The organism is Acinetobacter sp. AB03 (genome assembly GCF_058107045.1).
The window spans coordinates 384,208-407,090 of sequence record NZ_JBUEBA010000002.1 but is presented as its reverse complement, the minus strand read 5'-3'; the positions used below and the strand labels follow the sequence as shown (position 1 = coordinate 407,090).

Here is a 22,883-nt window from a genome sequence, read left to right as displayed (position 1 = left end):
GGTTTTGTTAATTATTTTCAAACTTATTCAAGACTTCCAGATTCTACCGCTTGGGCTAAATCCTTGTTTCTCAACAAGTTTTAATCAACATCACCGCCGATGGATGTGCATTCTACAGTATTTCACACCCAACACAACCCCCTTCCTTCAATTATTTATAAAAAAAACTCCAACTGTTTACTTATTCAGCAAAATTTCGATTTTTTCTTATTTTTTGAGTGAAAAGGGAACAATTTCTCCAATTTCATTTCGATTTTTTTCTTGCGATTTTTTTTCTTGCCACTTTAATGCACGACAATCCACATATTCACAATAACCACTTTCGCCCTGTTCCTCATAATTATCCAGTTTGAGTTGATATTTAAAGCTACCTACATAACCCGCAGCCAAACCAAATTTAAAATCACCACGACTTTGAGCGTAAATATGAATGTTATGTCCCTGCTCATCTTGATAATGCCATTCAAACTCTCGCGGTAAATACATTTTTTGCCCATTGGGAGTTTTCACAGCAGGATAAACACGATGAACTTGAAAGCGCACCATCCGATCAAACATATGGGTTTGTTGTTTGTGCAAATCACGTATATAGATACGTGACTGTACAATTCGATTAAACGAATCCCGAATTTGTTCTAGCAATAGCTGGCGCTGATCCACCAGATTAATGACTTGATATGTGAAAAAGGCCAAGGGTAAATAACTAAAGTCGATACTGCGCGCGTATTCAAAAGCCCCTAACTGGTCAATGTCATAGCGCTGTTCTTTATATTTAATTTCTCCCTGACATCGACACAATACGGACCAATGCTCGGCAAGACCAAAACGCAATTTGGTGAAATGTGAAATCAGCGGTGTTGTTGTTATTTCAATTTCAAAACTCAATTCGGTGTCTTTTCTTTGAATTTGAAATTTTGGGAAGGTTCCCATGAGCTGTTCTTTATTGGCAAATTTAAATGTTTTTTCTTGAAATGAACATTCCGCAGAAATTGAATAGCGGTTCAGTTGCCCTGCCATATGTGGACTACTACTGGCCAATACGGTCGCAGTATCTAAGGGTGTAGTTCTGATTGCGCTGTTATTTCTAAACATGGGCGTATTGGGCTGACCAATCATGCTCAAAAAATTTAAATAATGTAATGGTGCAGGAAGATTGGGAATGGTTAAAGCTTGATGAATAATTTTATATTTTTTATTGGGTGGATGATAAGCAGGAAGTGACCGTGAAGGAGCCTGATTAAGTTGTTTAGACTGATCGAGAAAATCTTGAAACAACCACATATCATACTCCTTCTACATATCATTAACTCATGATGGGCTTTGCTGACGTCGTGCTAAAAACGTAGTAATAAAGCCAGATAATGCATAAATCAAGGAAATAACTAAAATACCCACAGGAATATTGTAAGTCATTGCAGCAAAAATAAAGACCGCGATAGGAAGGACAAAAAATGGTACTCGCTTACGATCTACCGTTTTAAATGAATAATATTTAATATTCGAAATCATGAGGAGTCCGACAGACACAATCACTGCTGCGCTAATGGCTTGAATCCCCCGCTCACGAATATCAAAAATTTCGGGGAAATCGAGTCCGACCCAAACCAATGAAATAATAATAATCGCAGCAAGTGGACTAGCTACACCAATAAAATAACGCTTATCCACCACACCGATTTGCACATTAAAACGAGCTAGACGGAACGCAGCACAGGCAGTGTAGACAAAGCAACACGCCAAACCAATACGGCCGAGCGAATCCAAACTCCAGCTATACATCAAAATAGCGGGTGCAACCCCGAACGCCAATAGATCAGATAAAGAATCATACTGTTCACCAAAAGCACTCTGCGCACCAATGGCTCGTGCAACGCGGCCGTCCAAACCATCCAACAACGCTGCCAGAAAAATGGCATAAATCGCTTGCTGGAAGTTGCCATTCATACTAGCAATGATGGAATAAAAGCCTGACAACAACGCTGCCGTTGTAATCAGGTTCGGCCACAAATAAATACCTCGACGTTTTACTTTTTGACCTTCCTGTGTATGCTCTTCTTCTTCCACCTCGAAAGTAATCCCTTCAAAAGTAGGCGTACTGCGGGGTGAAGATTCACTTTCAGGTTTATTTATATTTGTCATTCTCTGTCGATCCTAATGTAGCCTTTTCTCTTATAGTCTATCTTTATTCGCCAACTAACCAACGAACAGCAGCATGACCACCATTTTCACTCATACGCAAATGCGGGAATAACCATTGTAGCGCTTCATCTGCATCTTCGGAGAACTTCCAAGGTGGGTTAATCACCAACAGACCACAGCCGTTTAAGCCCACTGGGGTATCATCTGGCCAAACACACACTTCACAGATCAACTGACGGCGAATACCGGTTTTAATCATTTTCTTTTCAAAACGTTCAATCATGGCGCGGTCTTTGATTGGATACCAAATTGCAAAAACACCCGTTGGCCATTTTTTATATGCAGTCGCTATGAGATCAACCAATTGAGGGAAATCTTTACGCTCCACTTCGTAAGGTGGATCAATCATCACCAAACCGCGTTTTTCTTTGGGTGGAATAACGCCAAATAACCCTTCATAAGCATCGCGCTCATGTAAGCCCGCGCGTTTGTCACGAACGTTGTAATACAACTGTTGGAATACATCACGTTGCATTTCAAAAATGGTGGCTTTATCGATTTCGCGCATGCCTTCCAATGCAAACCACGGCGAACCTGGATAAGCGCCTTTACCTGAACCTTCACGCATTTTTTCAACAATTTTTAAATACTGCTGAACACCTTCAGGCGCATTACGCTTAATCGAGTCATCAAGTTTTACTAAACGGTGAATACCATTTAAGAACTCACCCGACTTTTGTGCTTCTGAAGTTGATAAATCATATTTACCAGCACCGCCATGCGTATCAATATAACGATACGGTTTATCTTTTTGATTGAGGCGAGTCAAAATCTGAAGCAAAAGGACATGCTTCATGACATCTGCAAAGTTACCTGCATGGAAGTGGTGACGGTAATTCATGTTTCTATCATTCCTAAAATCAATGAGTATTTTAGCATGAAAAATAGTTTCGTTCAGGTTGCTTTCATACACTAGAATAACCGTGGCTTTTCTTTGTCTTTTTTAGGTTAATGTAATGGAAGCAGTTCTTCTCCCAAAGTCTTGGAATGTTGATCAAATCCTAGATGATTTAGATCAACATGGTTTTGCCATCATTGATGACGCCTACTCTAATGACTATGTACATCAACTCATTGAAGAATGTACTTCGAACTTAAACCGCTTTCGTGAAGCCGCTATTCAAAACGGTGTCATCAGCAAGATCCGTAGTGATCACATTTTATGGCTCAATCCCGAGCTCGTTATTTCCAATCATCATGTTCAATCCCTTTATAGTTTGGGTCAGGAACTAAATCGTGCCTTTTATCTTGGTATTCGAGACGTAGAAGCACATTTTGCTTGCTATAACGCTGGCGAGTTTTATGCCCTACACCGTGATAATCCTCAAGGCAAAAATGGCCGCATGATTTCTACAGTTTATTATTTACACGAAGACTGGCAAGATGATTGGGGCGGTGAACTTCATCTACAAGATAAAAATGACATTTGGCATGTACTACAACCTAAACCGAATCGTATTGCATTGTTTCAAAGTGACTTACTGCATGAGGTTTTAGAAGCCAAGCATCAGCGTTTATCGATTACTGGATGGTTACGGAGTGACAGTACAATCCTGTGATTCAAGCAAAAAGACTTTAAATTGTAAAAAGTATCCTCATATACTGAACATCAATTGATGAGGATGTAACCGATGCGTGCCAGCAGTCAACAAATTATTCAGCGTATTGGTGAAACAGATCAACTCTACCTACAAGGCAATAGCCCTGAATTAGCCCTTGAGCGTGCTGATTTGCGCTTACAGTTGGTCACACTGAGCCAGCTGCGCCAAGAGCAAGTCCACTTTTTACAAGAAGCGGTGGTATTACTTGAGCAAGGTCGAATTGAGTTTGAGGAAATGCCTCTGTCTTTGTACCTCAATTTGTCTTTACACCTTGCAAAGGCTTATATGCTGTACTTTGAAATCACCAAAGAAGATCGCTTTGCGTTGATTACACAGCAAATTTTAAAACCACTGACCAGCTATGGTCAGGGCGATATTTACCTATTTTTGGCCTATGCCTCGGTCAGTAGAAAAGAGTCAGCATTGGCACGACACTGGCTTGGCAAATATGCGAAAAGTACCGAGTTTGATTTCGTTTTACTGCGTGAACATGCCGCTTTTGTTGACCTTCATCAAGAAGATTGGTTTATCAAGCTGATGCAAAGTAAATTGCACTAAAATGTACAAATAAAAAAACGCCTGAAATCAGGCGTTTTTTTATGGGTCAATTCTACTATTCAAATGACAATGGCATAAAAATCAATTTAGGCAGTTTGAAGTTTATAAGCATCAAGATGTAGCTGTTGATTGAGTTCATCAACCATAATTGCCCAATCATCATCTTGAACCAAATGACTGATTAATAGCGCACGTTGAGCGGAATTCCAAAACGGTGCGTCGTGTAAAGATTGATGAGCAGGAAGTTGATGCGTACGAATATATAACTCGATGGCAGCCGCACTATTGGCGAGTCCCAGTTGCGAAAATAAAAGCTCTAAGGATGGTTTATGTTGACTGAGCATCTCGGCCTCCTTATCAATACTATTGTCAATTATTATTGAATTAACTTATATGTATTTTCTAAAAAAACCTAGTCATAAAACTAGGTTTGTTGTTTCAATTTGTGATTATAAATGACACGATCCTGAAAGCGTATGTTCTGTATGCAATTGTTCATTTAACAGGTCGACCACCATTGCCCATTCATCATCTTTTTTCCAATTACTGATAATGAAGTCATGCTGTGCTTTTGACCAAAAGGGTGCTTTATGCAATGGAACGTCTGAAGTAAGTTGGTGTGTTTCAATAAACTGATCGATTGCTTCCGCACTCGCATCAAGCCCCAATTGTTCAAATAAAAGTTCTAAAGTCGGTTGTTGGTCAAACATCATTGTTCTCCTCAAGCTCTGATCATGCCCTTTTAGAATAAACCTTTGGCCATCTATGCTCAGTTGTATCTACATCACAGCATGTTATTTTTTGTTCAACACACCCCCATATAAAAAAGCACCCCAAACGGAGTGCTTTTTCAAAACAGATCTTGAACAGATTAGTTTTTAATTATTTAAGCATGTCAGCAATTGCTGCGCGCTCTTCTTCAAGTTCTTGAAGAGTTTTGTCCATACGTTCACGGCTGAACGCATCGATTTCTAGGCCTTCAACACGTGTGTATTCGCCATTTTCGCAAGTTACAGGAACACCGTACATTACGCCTTCTGGAATCCCATAAGAACCGTCAGAAGGAATACCCATCGTTACCCATTCGCCATTTGTGCCAAGAGCCCAATCGCGCATATGGTCGATAGCAGCGTTCGCAGCTGAAGCAGCTGAAGACAAACCACGCGCTTCGATAATCGCAGCACCACGTTTACCAACAGTTGGAAGGAATACATTCGCGTTCCAGTCAGCATCGTTGATTTTGTCTTTTAAGCTTTCGCCGTTTACAGTTGCAAAACGGTAGTCAGCATACATCGTTGGAGAGTGGTTACCCCAAACAGTCATGTTTTTGATGTCTGCTACAGCAACACCCGCTTTTTGAGCAATTTGAGTCAACGCACGGTTGTGGTCAAGACGTAACATTGCTGTGAAGTTTTTCGCTGGAAGATCTGGAGCAGATTTCATTGCGATGTAAGCATTTGTATTTGCAGGGTTACCTACAACAAGTACTTTAACGTCACGGCTAGCAACTTCGTTTAGTGCTTGACCTTGACCGATGAAGATTTCACCGTTCACTTTCAATAAGTCAGCACGTTCCATACCAGGACCACGTGGACGTGAACCAACCAATAACGCGTAGTCAGCATCTTTAAATGCAACTTTTGGATCATCAGTACCGATCATGCCAGCCAATAATGGGAAAGCACAGTCGTCTAATTCCATCATTACGCCTTTAAGCGCAGCTTGAGCTTTCTCAAAAGGAACTTCTAACAATTGCAGAATAACTGGTTGGTCTTTACCTAACATTTCGCCACTAGCGATACGGAATAATAGGCTATAACCGATTTGACCAGCAGCGCCAGTAACGGCAACGCGAACAGGTTGCTTCATGTACTTATCTCCATTTGAGGAACGTTATATGATTAAATAGCTGTTCTATCTAATCTTAATAATCATAAACGGCAAAGATTGTACTCCAATACTTTGGCAGATGCATGTAAAAGAGAATGAATTCCAACAAAAGTATGATAGGAAATATAAATTAATTTAGGGAAAGAGATTAGTAAGAACCCTTGATCGCAAAAGAATTTGGGCAGTTTTCTTGTATATTCTCTGCACAACCTTTGTACTGACCATTGGGTTTATAACAAACCTTGACTTCGGTCAAAATATTGGTTTGACGGTGAGTACGGCAGCTAAAACGCAGCCCGCTTGCAGGCAGTCCAGGATTCAAACGTTGGAACTGTCCACGTAAGGTATTAAGTTGCGCGGTTTTATTTTCAGATGAAGTCAAATCTGCGGGAATTTTTAAACGTTCTGCATAATTAATCACGTTACGGAAATATTGACTGGCACTCATCGGCACACACCCCCCAATCTCTGCCCACAACTGGCGACGTGCATGCTCATCGGGCATGACTCTCGCCACCACTTTAGTTTGAAGCGGAGACAATACAGCTGAAGATTTGGTCTGACACTCTCGTGTTGTAGTTTCAGGATACAAGCCTGTGATATTGAGTGAATAACCTTCCAAACATTTCCGTTTCTTTGAGCCTTGGCTATCAAACAAACACACGGCGGGTGTCATTTGAACTTCCATCACATAGCCAAACACAGTCGGTGTTGCATGGGCTGATGTCGCAAAAAATCCCATAGCTATGCCACTGCTGATCAACAGCAGAAGCTTTTGCGTTAAGACTGATTGGGATGACATCAAAACCATAAAATGCCTAGGCCTTTATCATTGACTTCTAAAAGGAATATTTTGCATGCGCTGGGTGATCGACTGTGGTCCCTGTCCAAGCAGAACACCATAATGGGTCGCATTACTCATGACATGCTTGACGTAATCACGAGTTTCAGTCAGAGGAATACTTTCTGTGTACTGATCCGCCGCAATCGGCTGATTTTCAGGCTGCCAACGGCGCGCACGATTTGGCCCTGCGTTATAACCTGCTGTGGCAAGTACAGGACTATTACTTAATTGGCTTTGAATCATGGACAAGTAGAATGTGCCATAACGAACATTGGTATTCATATCACTCAGTGCAGCAGGATTATAGGTTTCACCCATTTGTCTAGCGACCAGTTTTGCCGTATCCGGCATGATTTGCATCAAACCACCGGCCCCGACATGTGAGCGAGCATGGGTAACAAATCGGCTTTCTTGGCGCATTAACCCATACGCCCATGCAGGATCTATGCCTGCATTGCGACTATGGCTGACCACATAGCTTTGATGCGGCATGGCATAACGATAACTGTAGTTATGTTGCTTGACGGTTCGATCGGCTGCATAGATCGCTCTGTCATACCATCCCATTTCTGTGGCACGTTTGGCAGCAGCCAAAATTAAGCCATCATCTTGTTTTAAATAAGCTTGTCGTACTGCCCAGTTCCATTCACGGTTAACATAATTGTCTGGCGCATTGACGTTACGCAGTGCAAAAGCGCGACTAAAGTGAATATCTTGACTCAAACGTTGCGCATCCGCATTGCTCGGTTGGGTATTGGCTGGAATTGTTTGATAACGCTGACCAATACGATCTTTTGCCAATAAGTTATGATAATCGTCACCTACTGACAATTTTTTGAAGATCTCGCGCGCCAGTGCTTTTGACTTTGCATCACCACGTTGTTCTGAAGCACGGGCTAACCAATATTGCCAGCGGTCTTCTTGTTTCTGCGTCACACTCATGCCATCAATGGCACGAATGACACTCTCCCATGCGCCGAAACGAATGGCTTGGCGTGCATAAATTTCAGCTTCTTCTTCACTCAGTGCTAAACCGTAGCTCCGATCGAAGGCTTGTAACACTTCCACATTAAAATTGTTTTTCATAACGGTTGTGCCACCGATATATCCCACGGCACGGTACAACGCTTTTTGTACTAACTCAGGTGTCCCCTCTGCAGCACGCTTGACCGACGCCAGTGCAGTATTTAGATCACTGTCGGCTAAACGACCAATCGCATAAATTAAATACGCTTGATCTGCCGCCGACGCTTTCGGTGCGGACCAGAGATAGTTCAGCGGATCGGCTTGAATGCTATTCAGCTGGGCCAAAGACAGATTCATGCCAATGGTTTGTGCAGTTGCAATCGCTTGACCTGACTGCCCTGCACGCAGCTGCGCCCATAAACGTTGTTGTTTGTCTTGTTCCGTCATCAGTGGACTAGACAACATCATGCGCCCTAGCCCCGTACAAGACTCGGGTTGTGAATTCGTCGTGAGCCAAACATCTTTATATTCGGCAAAAACCAAAGGATCGCCTGACTTGGCACGGACTTGCGCCATAGCACAGCTTTCTGCGCGATCTGCATTGGACACATAGGCCAATACCGTCTGCGCGGAAGCAAAGTCGGCCATTTTGACTTTTTCTTCGATGTAATCTGCTGCTAACTTCTCAGCCATGGCAGATTGCGGATAGCGCTGTGCAAATCCAACAATATTCGCCGCAGGTTGCAATCCCAAATTACTGTTAAGTACCCAATATTCAAGATAATAGCCCAGCACATCACCCTGCATACTGCTTTGATATTGCTGTAATAAGCTAACATTGCCTGCATTTGCTGCACGCAAGGCATCATTAAACTGTTCATTTGCGGCATGTGTCGCTGCCGATAGACCCAAGGCAGCCACACCCAACGCAAACACTTGATAATATTTATTCTGTAATCGTTTTAACATGGGTTTGCCTTCAGTCATCTTTGGATTGCCTAGTCTCGTCTCATCATTTTCATTAGTTTAATAACTCATAACAGACTCTATTGTTCTCTTATGTAACCTTATGATTAGACAATATTAATTTTCCTGCATTTTCACTTCACAAATCAATCTTTTTAGCTTCAGATTTAAAGCTATAAGTTTATTCAGATTTCCTGCTAAAATATGCGCCTTTCGTAGATTTCACATGGTGTTTGATCGACCCTTTTTGTCGCCAGCCAAGCTCTGCTTTCGCCGCCACAGATACCGATCAGACACAAAAACCTAGATTTATCCCCCTTAGGAGCCTACATGACGGTTCAAACCTTCATTCCAAATGGTGCCCAAGCTGCCTCAGAAAACACTGTTACCCAGCCACAGCACACCCCAGCCATCGATGGATCAGTTAAAAAACTGTATATCGAAACGCAAGGGTGTCAGATGAATGAGTATGACAGTCATCGTATGGCAGACTTACTTGGCGACTCACACGGTTATGTACTGACCCAAGACCCGAAAGAAGCCGATATTCTACTCATGAATACCTGCTCGATTCGTGAAAAAGCCCAAGAAAAAGTGTTCTCAGAATTGGGGCGCTGGCGCAAGCTGAAAGACAAAAATCCGGATCTCATCATTGGTGTCGGTGGTTGTGTGGCTTCACAAGAAGGCGACAACATTCAAAAACGAGCCAACTATGTCGACATGATTTTTGGCCCGCAAACCTTGCACCGTTTGCCACAGATGCTTGATCAACACTTTGATCAAATCGAAAAGCCCAAGAAAGAAAAAATCAAATTGGTGGATATTTCTTTCCCTGACATTGAAAAATTCGACTTTTTACCTGAACCGCGTGTGGAAGGTTACAAGGCTTTTGTTTCAATTATGGAAGGTTGTTCAAAATATTGTTCATTCTGTGTGGTGCCCTACACCCGTGGTGAAGAAGTTTCTCGCCCATTGGATGATGTTTTAGCTGAAATTGCGACCTTAGCAGAAAAAGGCGTACGTGAAATTAGTCTTTTAGGTCAAAACGTCAATGGTTACCGCGGTGAAACATTCGAAGGCAATATCTGTACTTTTGCTGACTTGTTACGTCTTGTTGCAGAAATTCCGGGAATTGGCCGTTTACGCTACACCACCTCACATCCGCTTGAGTTTAATGATGACTTGATTGAATGTTACCGTGACCTACCGCAAATGGTGTCGCATCTACATTTGCCCGTGCAAAGCGGCTCAAACGATGTATTGCAAGCCATGAAGCGTAACCACACCATTGATGTGTATATCGACAAAATTGCCAAATTACGCAAAGTTCGTCCAGATATGCATTTATCCAGTGACTTCATCATTGGCTTCCCGGGTGAAACCGATGCGCACTTTGAAGAAACCTATCAATTCATCAAAGATATGGACTTCGACCATTCCTACAGTTTTGTCTATTCAAAACGTCCGGGTACACCTGCGTCTGATCTTGAAGACACCACCTCTGAAGAGGTGAAAAAAGAGCGTCTCAGTAAAGTTCAAAAATGGATCAAACGCTCGAGTATTGAAAAGACCGATGCCATGCTCGGCACCATTCAACGCGTTTTGGTCGAGAAAGTTTCAGACAAAGATCCAAACTTACTGATTGGCACGGCGGATAACACTCGTTATGTGAGTTTTATTGGTGATGCAGCATGGGTCGGACGTTTCGCCGAAATCGAAGTGACAGAGATTAAAACTTTGAATTTTGTTTATGGTGAACTCTTGAATCTTGAGCCTGACGTGGCGTAATGTAAGGGAATAGATTCTGACTACTTAAAGGAATTCTCTTGACTGCAGCGATTCGACGTACAGTAACTTTTCCTGGGGTTTCAATAGAACGTTTAAAGAGCATGCTCGGTGCTTATAACGGTCATTTGAAACAAATCGAACAGCGTTTAGATGTCACTATTTCCCATCGAGGTGATGCATTTTATGTCGATGGTGAAATGGATGCAGTTGAGAGAGCCGAAGGTCTGCTCCATCGCCTGCATGAAGAAGCAGAAAATACGGCACAAATCAGTGCCGATACCTTACACCTCATGATTCAAGGCAGTCAGACTGACCGTGAATTGCAAGAAGACCTCGACGGGCAAGAGCACACTGGTTTGGATGAAGTGTGGCTCCAAACCCGTAAAGGTCGTATCAATCCACGTGGTGCCAACCAAAAGCGTTATGTGCAGCGTATTCTACAAAGTGATATTTCTTTTGGTATTGGGCCTGCGGGTACAGGTAAAACCTATCTCGCAGTTGCAGCCGCAGTCGACATGCTAGAACGTAATGAAATTCAACGGATCTTATTGGTTCGTCCTGCCGTTGAAGCGGGTGAAAAACTCGGCTTTCTACCCGGTGATTTAAGCCAGAAAATTGATCCGTATTTACGCCCACTCTACGACGCCTTGTATGAAATGCTTGGTTTTGAAAAAGTAGCCAAACTGATTGAACGTCAGGTGATTGAAGTCGCACCACTGGCTTATATGCGTGGTCGAACTTTAAACCACTCTTTCGTGATTTTAGACGAAGCGCAAAACACCACGCCTGAACAAATGAAAATGTTTCTCACACGTTTAGGCTTTGGTTCGCGCGCAGTGATTACAGGCGATATCACACAGGTCGACTTACCACGTGGTCAGCAATCTGGTCTGGCGCATGCTTTACGCATCATCGACAAGATCAAAGAAATTCATATTACCCGCTTCCACTCTCGTGATGTAGTACGTCACCAATTAGTGCAAAAAATTGTTGAAGCTTATGAGGGATGGGATGCAGAACAACATCGCTTAACTGCTGAAGCTCGTGCTGAACGCAAAGCGCGTCAAGAGGCCTTAGTTGCTGAAAATGATGCCGCTGCCGATGCTCAGCATTAAGTTAAAGTCTGCGGGCATTTTAAAATGCCCGCAGATATCATTATTTAAGGATCTATTTTGAAACTGAGTCTTTCTCTACAACAGGACTTTCAAGCACCTGAGTTGGTCTTGAAACGTGGCTATATCAAAAAAGTTGTAGAAACTGTTTTACGTCATATTGGCACGCAGAGTAACTGTGAAATTGGCATTGCTTGTGTCGACCATGATGAAAGTCATAAATTGAATTTGGAATATCGCGGCAAAGACAAATCAACCAATGTGTTGTCTTTCCCTAGCGACTTGCCCGATGAAATGGTGCAAATTCTTGACTCATTTCCGATTGGCGATTTGGTCATTTGCATTCCTGTGGTGCTGTTGGAAGCGAAAGAACAAAACAAAGCACCACTGACGCATTTCACTCATATGTTGGTACATGGCACATTGCACCTCATGGGCTATGACCATGAAACGTCAGAAGCAGATGCTGAAGAAATGGAAGGTATCGAAATTGAAATTTTGGCTAAACTCGGTTTTGAAAACCCTTATTTAGAACAATAATTAATAGATCTGAAACAACTCACCCGATTCATCTCGATGTGTCGGGTTTATTTATGCTAAAAATAATACAAGATGAAAAAAGAGATGAAGAGATTATAAAAATGCATACATCGATTTCAAAACTACTCTGCGTTATTACCCTATTCTGCACCACGCCACTTTATGCCAAGAGCAATGATGAAAATCAAACATCCTGTCAGGAAGTGAAGTTTCAAGACGCAGATCAGGCCTGGGCTGGACATTATTATTTGCAGGGTGTTATGGAGGTCGGTTCCGAACTTTTACTAGAGAACAACGGTAAATTTAAATGGTACTTAGCTGTCGGCTCTTTAGACCAATATGCCGAAGGAACATGGTGGAAAAACGGCAATTGCATTGGTTTAAAAGCATTACCGAAATACAGCAAGCGCTTAGAAATTTTTCCTACCCGCCTAGATGTGGAAGAGTCTCATTTAACTGTGACTTGGATCGGTGGACGTCAAGACGGTGCCTATGTACGCGCAACCCAATAATCCGAGCTAACCCAAATAGCATAACAACTTAAAACAATGATACAGCCATTTAAGTTTGAAGTCTGAAAATGAGAACATGCTTACTCAAGTCAAGACAGCATGTGAATAAGCCGAGACTTATCCACATTTTAATAAAAAACGGCTGTTAATAAGCCGTTTCTGTATTTCTCAAGATTTTTAGAATTGATAGCGGAAAGTTAGCGTTGCATTACGTGTTGCACCATATACCATACTATTTTTACCTAAGCCTTCGTAATATTTCTCATCAAACAAATTGTTCACATTCAGTTGAAGTTTAATATTTTGATCAACTTGATAAGCTGCCATCAAGTTCGCCAACACATAGGCATCTTGCGTAATACGCCCCGCAGTCTCATCTTTATATGCCTCGCTCTTATAGTTTAAGCCACCACCTAAACTCCATTTATCGAGTGTATATTTGGTAAATAGATTGGCTGAAGTTCTCGCAGCAGTCGTTTGTACTTTTTTGCCATTCGCATCTTCGGCATTAAAATGAGCGACACCAAAACTCATGTCCCAGTTATTGGTAATTTTACCATCTAGTTCTATTTCAAACCCTTTACTCTCTACACTATCTGTACTGCTATAGACATCTTTGAATTCATCACCAATCTTAATTGATCCAATTTTCTCAGCCACATTATCTTGCTGGGTTAAAAATACCGACATTGATACATTAAGTTGTTTGTCAAAAAACTCTCCCTTCAAGCCCGTTTCATAGCTTTTACCTTCACGCGGGTCAAGATATTGCTGATTCGCGTCTTGCTTATTTTCTGGTTTAAAAATCTCGGTATAACTTGCATACCATGAGTAATCTTCTAAGAAGTCGTAAATCAATCCTGCGTATGGCGTCACTTTATTATTATATTTACGATTGCCATTACCATCCCCACTTTCATACTCCCAGTTAGATACACGTACACCTGTTACTAACTTTAAAGGCTCTAACAAAGTGAACTTACCCGCTAGATAAGCCCCTGTTTGCGTGGTTTTATTAGATGGATTTGCGACATTATTATTAATGGATCCAATAATTTTTGATGGCGTAAAATTATTAAAATCAATCGTTTCATTATCTAAAGTTGGTGATCCATAATAACGATCAGTCAGCTCACTTTGGTTATACATAAATCCAGCAACAACCTCTTGCTGTAGCCCACCCAAAGTGAAAGGTGCAGAAAAATAAACATCTGCATTATTTTGCGTAGTCTTTGAAGTATCTGTGTATGGATATAACCCGCCACTGCTATTGGTTGCTTTATCTACAGATTCGGACCACAGATATAATAATGCTGTCTCTGCATCAATTTCACGGTAATCATAATTAACATTCAACGTAATATCATTAAATAACTTCTGCTTAAACTGGGCAAATGCTGTAGTTGTATTGGTATTCCAATAGGTCCAATCACTGGTTACCGTTAAATCACGATCAAAATCTGTTAGCGAGCCATCATTATAAAATGCAGGTAAACCACCCCATTTAATGCCTGAACGATCAAGTTCCTGATAACTTGCACCGACGGACAGATAGGTGCTATCGGTCAGATCTGCATCAAGCACGCCATAAAATAAATTATTTTCTTTTTCGTACAAATCTGCGAAAGAGTCTGTGCTTTCATGTTTAACAACAACTCGCCCACGCACAGTACCATCCGCATTTAAAGGTGCAGAAATATCTGCCATGCTATTCCATGCATTCCACGAACCATAAGATGAACTTAAAGTACCTGTTAACTCTTTTGCATTGGCATGTTTACGCACCATGTTAATCGCAATCGAGGGATTACCCGCACCCGTCATTAGCCCATTAGCGCCTTTAACCAATTCCACACGATCATACATACTCAGGTCTGGATCACTTGCAATGTCAAGTTCAGATGAACTCGGAACACCATCAAATAAATAGTAATCCACATCAAACCCACGTGCTGTCGGATATTGACGTTCATCCCAGCGATTGGTAGTGACTCCTGTCACGCTGTTCAACATATCTTGGAAAGAATTAATATTTGCATCATCTAAATACTCGCGGGTTAAAACTTTAACCGACTGCGGTGTTTCGCGGAGCGACAAATTTAATTTGGTCGAAGTACTGGCACTCTTAGCCGTATAACTCTTTGTTCCTTCTGTTACGGCTGGATTCTCTTCCTCAGCCTGAACAGTGATGGTTTCAAGCTGGGTGCTTTCATTGTCTATTGCTGCTGCAGATACCAACGTCGGGAGAAATACCGTTGCTGCCGCCATAGCCAACATCAGTGGGCTAACTTTGAAGCGATTTAACGTTGGAGAGTTGTACATAAAACTATGTCCTTATAACAGGGATCGAATATTTAAAGGCATGCACGCTCTCACCCCATCGCTTCGCTATAAAGAAAGATGTCTCAATGCTTAAAAATATTTAACAAAAAATACACTGCAAATGATAATTATTTTTATTATCAATTCAAGTTTTAAGAGGTAAACTTAATTTGTTGTTTTTTATTGCTTAAAATAATTAAAAGCCAAAACAAATAAATAACATATTGTTTTTTAAAATTTATTAAATTTAAATTAATTATAATAATTTTGCTTAAAGAAGTGCACAGCTCAATGCACTTCAAACTCTGCCTCTGCTGGGTCAAAACGCCATGTACGCACAATGCGTAACTCAGAAATATCCTTCATTTTGGCATCAAATCCACCAAATGGTGCAGCCTTACGTACCGAGGCTTTTGCAGCCTCATCGAGCATCTCATGGCCTGAACTATCAATCAGGCGAAGGGCGCGGATGCCTCCTGATGCATTTAGAATCACCATTAAACGCACTTCACCCGCCAGTCGCTGCTGTTTAGCTGCTTCCGGATAGTAACGGTTGCCATAAAACTCGACTTTCTGACGGAACTTTTCAAGATAGGCTGCCGAAATATCTTGCTTGGCTTGAATACCATCGACTGTTTTGATTTTTTGCTGACGGCTAAAGTTTTGTTGGCGTTGTAAATATTGCGCTTCAAGGCTGGCCACCATTGCTGCTTTGGCTTGAAACTGACTGTTCATTTCTTCCATGGCTTTTTTGCGCTGGTTATCCTCAGCTTGTTTTTGCCAACTTAAAGTCGTCATTAACAGTTTTTCTTCAAAATTCAGCTCACGTTTTTGTTGGATCTGTTCTAAAGTTTCACGCTGCTGTTCGCCTGTGCTTTGCTCAAGCATCGGTGCGGGCATGTCACTCGACATGCGATGTGACTCACGAAATGTCCCTGAACCTTGTTGATCGGCTTGTGCTAAAAAATCTGCATTTTCATTTTTTTTATCAGAAGGACGCAAAGTAACCGCAATTTCTTTCACTGACGCATCATTTTCTTGAGGCATCGCAAATTGCAAAGTCAAAACTACAAGATGCAAAAACACCGCCAGCACAACAGTCGCTGTAAAAATTGGGTCTTTCCACCAATCATGAGCCAAAGGCATTACATTTATTTTTCTAAGCATCACACCAAACCGACAATTTGTCTTGTTCCCCAAAGCGCAGGCGCGCAGTATAAAATAGACACAGTCTTCATTTTATTGCGTAGAATGAGACCTTGTGCCATTTAGATTCACTGTTTCATAAAATCATGAAAATGGTGCAATTAATTTTGCTAAACTGCAAGGTTCATGAGCAGTATTTTTCAAACATTTCGACCAGAGATCTGATCGCTCAAACACGTTGATTCGCTAGGACGCCTCTTATGCAAACGCTTATTTCCAACATTTCAAATCGTTTACGCCAAATTTATCAAAAGGCTGAAGGATTTATTGAGGATGAGCGCGAGTTTCCAATGTCTCAAGTCTTTTTAAATGCCACTTTTCAACGTTTTGTGACCGACAACGTGAGAATGTTGAAAGATTTGCATGCCGACTTACATGATGATTGGTTACGTTTATACGCCACGCTCGATTATAACGGGCTCAAACTCACGCTTTCGGTAGATTTGAAACTGGCACAAATGGAGTTAAATAAAAAAACGCAGTTGATCGTATTTGAGCAAATCAGTGACACCAGTGTGCTGGATGCTGAATACCCAACGGTATTTCATAAAATGGGTGTGCGCTGTGCCCTATTCTTTTATCAAAAAGTCCTGAACCAAGACCCCTTAGGCATGATTTTAGAAAAACTGAATGTGATTAAAGTCAAAGATGATCTGCTGCATTTGGATCTGAATCGCTGGTTAGGGAAAAACCGTTCCATTATCGATACCTTAGGTAAAGTCCATGTCAATCATGCCGTGTTGCGTGAAGCAGAATTGGTGGTGATCGGTAATGTCAACTTAACGGCATTGTTCAATAAGTTTTCGCAAACCTCGATTGATGACTTGATTGAACCCAATCTAGACGAAAGCACGGTCTCGCCAATTCGACAAAAATAACCTCGTACTCCACGACTAAAATGTGACTTAAGCTGTGTAAAAGAAACATAAAACTACAGTTTGCCCTATGTTTCGAATTTTTTCTTCATAATCAACGTGCATAATATTTCTATGCAAAAAATTTGTGCCTACAACTGAATAGGAAACTTTTTCTTATGGCTAAATCAATGTTGAAAATAGTCGCAATGGCAACAGGTGTCAGCACCTTGCTATTTGTTGGTTTCTCAAGTCAAACCTTTGCCATGAGTCCATTCCAAGCCAGTTATCAATTTAATTATAATGGCAAAAACATGGGCTCAGCGACACGTACGTTATCGAAATCGGGCAACAACTGGAACTATGTCTTTGCAGCCAAAGCTGGTGGTATCGCCTCTGCGACCGAAAGCAGTCGCTTTAGTTTCAATGGTAAGCAAATTCAGTCCAGCAGTTTTAGCCGTAGTAGTAAAATTTTGGTGCATAACAACACCATGAGTATTAACTTCAATCCAGCGGCAAAAACCATCAATACCAAGAAAGACAAAGAAGCGCGTTCTTTCGCTTGGAAAGCCGGCGTACTGGATGAACTGAATGCTGAATTACAACTTCGTGAAGACATCAAAAATGGCGGTTTAAAATCGACTTATTATTTGGCCGATGCCAAAGAAGTGGAAGCACGTAAATTTGTAAGGCAAGGTTCTGAGTCAATCAAAACCGATTATGGCACCTTTAACACCATTAAAGTGGTCATGAAACATGACAAACCTGGCCGCGAAACCATTTTTTGGTTAGCACCTAAATTGGACTACCTTCCTGTCAAAGTCAGCCATGTTGATAAGAAAACATCCTATGGATTGCTATTAACGGGTTATAAAGGTGCAAGCAATTAGTCATTTTGACGAATTTTACTTGCATTTTTTCAGGTGCTTCCTAGAATACGCTTTTGCTTGAAAAAGCACCTGCCCCTAGAGGATTCTCCCGTGTACGCACTAGAACAGAAAATCTTAAGCGAAGGTATCGTTCTATCTGATGAAGTTCTGAAAGTTGATGCTTTCTTAAACCACCAAATTGATCCGGTTATGATGCAATTAATCGGTAAAGAATTTGCTGCTCGTTTTAAAGATGCAGGCATCACTAAAATCATCACGATTGAAGCATCAGGTATCGCACCTGCAATCATGGCAGGTTTAGAACTGGGCGTGCCCGTTATTTTTGCGCGTAAATACCAATCTTTAACCTTAAAAGATGACCTTTACCGCTCAAAAGTCTTTTCGTTTACCAAGCAAACGGAAAGCACGATTGCAATTTCAAATAAGCACATCAGTTCAGCTGACAAAGCCCTCGTGATTGATGACTTCTTGGCCAATGGTCAAGCAGCATTGGGTCTGATTGACTTAATTCACCAAGCGAAAGCAGAAGTTGTTGGTGTCGGTATTGTGATTGAAAAATCATTCCAACCCGGTCGTGACATTTTGCTTGAAAAAGGCTACCGCGTTGAATCTTTGGCACGCGTAAAATCATTGGCAAATGGCACTGTTGAATTTGTTCGTGACTAATCACGGCGTTTAACTGCAAAAAAGAGCACTTCAGGTGCTCTTTTTTTGTCACTCAGATGACCCGCGGGTCATCCACATGTAAATGCCACATTTGCGCTGTAGGTTATTTTTAATTTAAAGTAAAAATATATCGTTTTTTTTCAATTTAATTACACATTGAAGTTGGAGAAATGCGATTTATATAGCATGATCAAATCTAAAAGGTAATGTCCACTTTCTAAGAGCAAAACAAACAAAGACTAAATTGGATACTATTTTATAGAGATACCGAATTGAATGATAAACAAGAATCAATTAACTGAACGATCATTTACCCCAGGCCAATTATCTGGCTTTGATGGCGCGCACTCCATTCAACTCCCCGTAGACTTCATTCACGACTTGAGTAAAGCAGACTCCTTGCAAGCTGTTTTAGATACCATTGCTTACTGGATTTCTCACGTGTTTGATGCGGATCGGGCCAGTATTACCCTGCAAGATACTGAAGAATATCTCAAGCTGTATTCGATCTCAGGCAATCATGCGATTCCCATGGATTTTAAGATTCCGATTGGGCAGACTTTTGTCGGACGAGTCTTCGCCCAGTCTCAACTGATCATTTGCGATGATCTCGCTCAGTCAGATGAGTTGGATTGCCAAATGCTTTCAGAGCATGGCATGGGCACCTGTATGGATGCGCCCATGATTCACAATGGCGTGTGTATTGGCACCTTAAATGTGGCAGATCAACGTAAATATCACTACACCCTACAACAAGCGATTCTTTTACAGAGTCTCGCCACTTGGTTAGCTTTAAACATTAAACTGCATTTACAAGTGCAAGAAATGGCTGTCTTAGCGTCTACAGATGAACTCACAGGAACCTTTAACCGTCGAGTATTTGTGCAAGAAAGTAATCAAACCATGCAGCACTTCAGCCATACTCGCGTGCCATTTACGATAGGTATCTTAGATATTGATCACTTTAAACAGCTGAATGACTGTTATGGACATACCGCAGGTGACCATGTGCTGAAAAAGATGACCAAAAAAATCCGCAGCGTACTGCGTGACGAAGACTTTTTAGCCCGTATTGGTGGGGAGGAATTTGCGATTATTTTACCCGCCTGCTTGGGTGATGAAGCCATGCGGGTCTTTAAACGTATCTGTTCAACGATTGAAGCGATGGAAGTGCACTATGAGCAAGAAGTGCTGTGTTTCACGGTCAGTATAGGGGTTGCTGAAGTCGGTAAACATGACGCTGATGCAGAGGATGTCTTTAAACGCGCAGATAAAGCCTTGTACTGTGCCAAACAAGCAGAAAGAAACCGAATTCACTTTGCTAACTAAACCATATTTAAAAACACAGCATAAAGTACTCAAGAAAATTACAAGTTTAATAAATATTATTGCTGCAAGTTCAACTAAGATTTACTCTAGATTCAGTTGTTTAGATCTTTCAAATTCAAGCGCAAAATACGGTTGTTCTGCGCAACGTGTCATCCACACCGTAAAACGGCTGCCAGCTTCAATCACTGGTCACCCGAATAGGCCAATAGACTATGGAAAATACAATTCTCTGCCCAAAATGTGGCTCTAGTGAGGTTGAAAAACGCAATCACGAGCAACAACTGACTAAAATTGGGGGCGTATTGCTCAGTTCGGCAGGTGCAACCGCTGGTACTGTCGGTGGTGCAGCATCTGGAGCCTCTATTGGCGCAGCGATCGGTGCAGCGGCTGGACCTCTTGGGGTGATTATGGGTGGTACCATTGGCACTTTTGTCGGCGCGGTCAGTATTGGTGTAACAGGCGGATTTTTAGGACATCGTTTTGGTAAAAAAGCGGGTGTGATTGTCGATAAAAATGTATTTCTTGACTATAAATGTCTCAAGTGTGGTACAAAATTTAAAGAACAGCATCTGACGCCAGCTCAATAATAAAAAGCCCATCAATGATGGGCTTTTTCATGTCTCAATGCCTAGGCTTGTAGTTTCTTCACCACTTCCCCAAGACGCTTACCTTGAGCTTCGCACAGCACTTTTTCATCTTGGCTTAAGCGCTGATCATGTCGAGGCCCACTGACATGGCTAGCGCCATACGGTGTTCCACCTGTTTTAGTATGTGACAATGCGGGAATAGCATTGTTCAACCCTAAAATCATCATGCCATGATGAAACAATGGTGGCAGCATGGTCAATAAAGTACTTTCTTGCCCACCATGCATCGAACCTGACGAGGTAAACACACAAGCCGGCTTGCCATGCAAAGCTCCATTGAGCCAAAGACTGGTGGTCTGGTCGAGGAAATATTTCATTTCAGAGGCCATGTTACCAAAGCGGGTTGGTGAGCCTAGCGCCAAACCTGCACAGTTTGCCAAGTCATCTAAACTACAATAAATATCGCCTTCTGCAGGAATACTCGGCTCTGCTTCCTTCACCACAGCCGCAATATTTGGCACCGTTCGAATTTTAACTGCAACACCACTGGCTTCAATTCCATTTGCAATCAGATGCGCCATTTCACGGGTACTGCCGTATTTGCTGTAATATAAAACTAAAACATAGGTTTGCATGAATAGAGTTCGGCGACAGAAAAAATAAAACTATACGGTATTTTTCCTATTTTTTGGTTAAGCTTAGAGTGAAAAATGTAGAAAAGATGAAGAAAACAAAAGAGATACTTTGCATATGTTAGAACAGTACTTAAGAAAACTTCCTTTCTATGAGAAAACTTGGTTTCAGTTCGTTTTATTTGTACTGCGACGCTTTGAGGCTGATCGATGTCGTGAACAAGCAGGTTCACTGACCTATACCACCTTGTTTGCCGTCGTTCCGATGCTGACGGTTTTTTTGGTGATCATTTCCTCAATCAAAGCGCTTGAACCTGCACGGCAGCAATTACAACAACTGATCTATAGTAATTTTTTACCGAAAACCACGATTGCTTTTGACAAGGCTTTAAATGCGTTTACCGATAAATCCAGTAATTTAACCATTATTGGGATCTTATTTTTATTTGTCACCACCGTCATGATGCTGACCAGCATTGAAAAAGTGTTTAACCGTATTTGGCGAGTCCGCGAAACACGTGGCGGCATTATTGGCTTTATGCGCTATTGGACCATTATTTCTTTGGGTCCTATTCTACTTGGTAGTGCCTTTGTTATTTCATCGACGATGGCTTCCCTCAATGTTTTGAGCAATAATTTTGCAGGCTATGAGCTCAATGGCGCATTTGTCCTGTGGCTGATTTCATTCTGCTTAACCGTCGTCGGCTTTTTTATTCTGAATTGGACCATTCCAAACCGAAGTGTCCCGATTAAATCCGCTTTGATTGCAGGCTTATTTAGTGCCGTCGTGTTTGAACTCCTGAAAAACTTGTTCGGCTTTATCATGTCGAACTTCACCAGCTATGAAGTCGTTTATGGTGCCTTTGCTGCGATTCCTATTTTCTTATTATGGATTTTTTTGTCGTGGAATATTGTCCTGATTGGGGTTGAAATCAGCTACGCGCTCACCGCATTTACTGCCCACAAAGAACAAAAGCGCCATCCTGTGATTATGTTGCTCGACCTGATGGAACTGTTTTATAAAAAGCAACAACACGGACTCAGTGTTTCCGATGATGAAGCTTTAGATGTTTTAGGAAGAGATGAAATTGGACGTTGGCCGAGTTATGTATTAATGCTTGAACAGCAGAACTTAGTTAAACGTACCGATGACAACCAATACGTGCTGGTGCGGAATTTATCCCAAGTCGATTTTTGGAGTTTCTATAGTCAGCTTCCCTATCCATTACCGAAGCGTCGCGACTTAAGCAACGTGCATCATGACGATCTTTGGATCAAGAAAATTGGGCCAGCGTTAGTAGAATCGGATGATTACTTAGCGGCCAAACTTGCCATTCCACTGTCTACAATTTTTGATGATAAGTCTTAAGACTTCATATAAAAAAACGTGTCCAAGACACGTTTTTTTATCATCCAACTCA

The 22,883-nt window shown here is 41.6% G+C and carries 23 protein-coding genes and 1 rRNA gene (1 of these 24 running past the window's edge); 12 read left to right on the top strand and 12 right to left on the bottom strand.

Annotated features, from left to right (window positions below):
- The 4 genes from ACY3FQ_RS02280 to ACY3FQ_RS02265 form a co-directional block, all read right to left on the bottom strand.
- Positions 1-85 (bottom strand): 16S ribosomal RNA (locus ACY3FQ_RS02280); it reaches 1,547 nt to the left of the window's first position.
- A gap of 122 nt (positions 86-207) precedes the next feature.
- Positions 208-1,281, bottom strand: coding sequence for a DUF6670 family protein (locus tag ACY3FQ_RS02275; RefSeq protein ID WP_348937612.1), 1,074 nt, complete (start codon positions 1,279-1,281; stop codon positions 208-210).
- A 27-nt stretch (positions 1,282-1,308) separates the two neighbouring features.
- The gene (gene pssA, locus ACY3FQ_RS02270; protein ID WP_489773569.1) at positions 1,309-2,139 is read right to left on the bottom strand and encodes a CDP-diacylglycerol--serine O-phosphatidyltransferase; all 831 of its coding nucleotides are present in this window, start codon (positions 2,137-2,139) and stop codon (positions 1,309-1,311) included.
- Positions 2,140-2,182: 43 nt separating this feature from the next.
- Complete coding sequence (locus ACY3FQ_RS02265; protein ID WP_094148526.1) at positions 2,183-3,040, bottom strand: 23S rRNA (adenine(2030)-N(6))-methyltransferase RlmJ; 858 nt, start codon at positions 3,038-3,040, stop codon at positions 2,183-2,185.
- Between the two features lie 115 nt (positions 3,041-3,155).
- Here ACY3FQ_RS02265 and ACY3FQ_RS02260 point away from each other — a divergent pair, with 115 nt between their 5' ends.
- Together ACY3FQ_RS02260 and ACY3FQ_RS02255 are read left to right on the top strand one after the other, a co-directional pair.
- Positions 3,156-3,758: a 2OG-Fe(II) oxygenase gene (locus ACY3FQ_RS02260; RefSeq protein WP_489773568.1), complete on the top strand. Its 603-nt coding sequence runs from the start codon at positions 3,156-3,158 to the stop codon at positions 3,756-3,758.
- A 72-nt stretch (positions 3,759-3,830) separates the two neighbouring features.
- The gene (locus ACY3FQ_RS02255) at positions 3,831-4,358 is read left to right on the top strand and encodes a hypothetical protein (protein ID WP_004691217.1); all 528 of its coding nucleotides are present in this window, start codon (positions 3,831-3,833) and stop codon (positions 4,356-4,358) included.
- Positions 4,359-4,444: 86 nt separating this feature from the next.
- On the opposite strand, the gene ACY3FQ_RS02250 is transcribed toward ACY3FQ_RS02255, so the two are convergent.
- The 5 genes from ACY3FQ_RS02250 to ACY3FQ_RS02230 all read right to left on the bottom strand — a co-directional run bounded on the left by ACY3FQ_RS02250 (position 4,445) and on the right by ACY3FQ_RS02230 (position 9,045).
- Positions 4,445-4,702 (bottom strand): DUF2789 family protein, encoded by a 258-nt coding sequence (locus ACY3FQ_RS02250; protein ID WP_004691219.1) that lies wholly within the window; start codon positions 4,700-4,702, stop codon positions 4,445-4,447.
- 105 nt (positions 4,703-4,807) lie between these two features.
- Positions 4,808-5,068, bottom strand: coding sequence for a DUF2789 family protein (locus ACY3FQ_RS02245; protein WP_004691222.1), 261 nt, complete (start codon positions 5,066-5,068; stop codon positions 4,808-4,810).
- Between the two features lie 172 nt (positions 5,069-5,240).
- The gene (locus ACY3FQ_RS02240) at positions 5,241-6,227 is read right to left on the bottom strand and encodes a malate dehydrogenase (protein WP_004691225.1); all 987 of its coding nucleotides are present in this window, start codon (positions 6,225-6,227) and stop codon (positions 5,241-5,243) included.
- Between the two features lie 169 nt (positions 6,228-6,396).
- Entirely contained in the window at positions 6,397-7,059 is a 663-nt protein-coding gene (locus ACY3FQ_RS02235; RefSeq protein ID WP_078389864.1) for a ribonuclease T2 family protein, read from the bottom strand.
- A gap of 18 nt (positions 7,060-7,077) precedes the next feature.
- Positions 7,078-9,045 carry a lytic transglycosylase domain-containing protein gene (locus ACY3FQ_RS02230; protein WP_489773567.1) on the bottom strand — a complete coding sequence of 656 codons (1,968 nt, stop codon included), beginning with the start codon at positions 9,043-9,045 and terminating at the stop codon, positions 7,078-7,080.
- Between the two features lie 309 nt (positions 9,046-9,354).
- On the opposite strand from ACY3FQ_RS02230, the gene miaB reads away from it, so the two are divergent.
- The 4 genes from miaB to ACY3FQ_RS02210 all read left to right on the top strand — a co-directional run bounded on the left by miaB (position 9,355) and on the right by ACY3FQ_RS02210 (position 12,976).
- Positions 9,355-10,812, top strand: coding sequence for a tRNA (N6-isopentenyl adenosine(37)-C2)-methylthiotransferase MiaB (gene miaB, locus ACY3FQ_RS02225; protein ID WP_279682675.1), 1,458 nt, complete (start codon positions 9,355-9,357; stop codon positions 10,810-10,812).
- A gap of 38 nt (positions 10,813-10,850) precedes the next feature.
- Positions 10,851-11,927, top strand: coding sequence for a PhoH family protein (locus ACY3FQ_RS02220; RefSeq protein WP_004977846.1), 1,077 nt, complete (start codon positions 10,851-10,853; stop codon positions 11,925-11,927).
- A 57-nt stretch (positions 11,928-11,984) separates the two neighbouring features.
- Positions 11,985-12,464, top strand: coding sequence for an rRNA maturation RNase YbeY (gene ybeY, locus ACY3FQ_RS02215; protein WP_489773566.1), 480 nt, complete (start codon positions 11,985-11,987; stop codon positions 12,462-12,464).
- 101 nt (positions 12,465-12,565) lie between these two features.
- A complete protein-coding gene (locus ACY3FQ_RS02210; RefSeq protein ID WP_489773565.1) occupies positions 12,566-12,976 on the top strand; it encodes a hypothetical protein in 411 nt (136 codons plus the stop codon).
- Positions 12,977-13,153: 177 nt separating this feature from the next.
- Here the strand turns inward: ACY3FQ_RS02210 and ACY3FQ_RS02205 are convergent, their stop codons facing one another.
- Positions 13,154-15,298, bottom strand: a complete 2,145-nt coding sequence (locus ACY3FQ_RS02205) for a TonB-dependent siderophore receptor (RefSeq protein ID WP_489773564.1) — start codon at positions 15,296-15,298, stop codon at positions 13,154-13,156.
- A 288-nt stretch (positions 15,299-15,586) separates the two neighbouring features.
- Complete coding sequence (locus ACY3FQ_RS02200) at positions 15,587-16,444, bottom strand: energy transducer TonB (protein WP_489774380.1); 858 nt, start codon at positions 16,442-16,444, stop codon at positions 15,587-15,589.
- Between the two features lie 260 nt (positions 16,445-16,704).
- On the opposite strand from ACY3FQ_RS02200, the gene ACY3FQ_RS02195 reads away from it, so the two are divergent.
- The 5 genes from ACY3FQ_RS02195 (at position 16,705) to ACY3FQ_RS02175 (ending at position 20,830) form a co-directional block, all read left to right on the top strand.
- Entirely contained in the window at positions 16,705-17,382 is a 678-nt protein-coding gene (locus ACY3FQ_RS02195) for a hypothetical protein (protein ID WP_428870831.1), read from the top strand.
- Positions 17,383-17,537: 155 nt separating this feature from the next.
- The gene (locus ACY3FQ_RS02190; protein ID WP_489773563.1) at positions 17,538-18,248 is read left to right on the top strand and encodes a DUF3108 domain-containing protein; all 711 of its coding nucleotides are present in this window, start codon (positions 17,538-17,540) and stop codon (positions 18,246-18,248) included.
- A 90-nt stretch (positions 18,249-18,338) separates the two neighbouring features.
- The gene (locus tag ACY3FQ_RS02185) at positions 18,339-18,914 is read left to right on the top strand and encodes a xanthine phosphoribosyltransferase (protein ID WP_004691243.1); all 576 of its coding nucleotides are present in this window, start codon (positions 18,339-18,341) and stop codon (positions 18,912-18,914) included.
- Between the two features lie 276 nt (positions 18,915-19,190).
- Entirely contained in the window at positions 19,191-20,243 is a 1,053-nt protein-coding gene (locus ACY3FQ_RS02180; RefSeq protein WP_489773562.1) for a sensor domain-containing diguanylate cyclase, read from the top strand.
- 212 nt (positions 20,244-20,455) lie between these two features.
- Positions 20,456-20,830 carry a hypothetical protein gene (locus tag ACY3FQ_RS02175; protein WP_029575121.1) on the top strand — a complete coding sequence of 125 codons (375 nt, stop codon included), beginning with the start codon at positions 20,456-20,458 and terminating at the stop codon, positions 20,828-20,830.
- 41 nt (positions 20,831-20,871) lie between these two features.
- Here ACY3FQ_RS02175 and wrbA read toward each other — a convergent pair whose 3' ends face one another.
- Positions 20,872-21,465 carry an NAD(P)H:quinone oxidoreductase gene (wrbA, locus tag ACY3FQ_RS02170; RefSeq protein WP_183175862.1) on the bottom strand — a complete coding sequence of 198 codons (594 nt, stop codon included), beginning with the start codon at positions 21,463-21,465 and terminating at the stop codon, positions 20,872-20,874.
- 115 nt (positions 21,466-21,580) lie between these two features.
- Between wrbA and ACY3FQ_RS02165 the strand changes: the two genes are divergently transcribed.
- The gene (locus ACY3FQ_RS02165) at positions 21,581-22,831 is read left to right on the top strand and encodes a YihY family inner membrane protein (RefSeq protein WP_176538317.1); all 1,251 of its coding nucleotides are present in this window, start codon (positions 21,581-21,583) and stop codon (positions 22,829-22,831) included.
- The last annotated feature ends 52 nt before the right edge of the window (positions 22,832-22,883 follow it).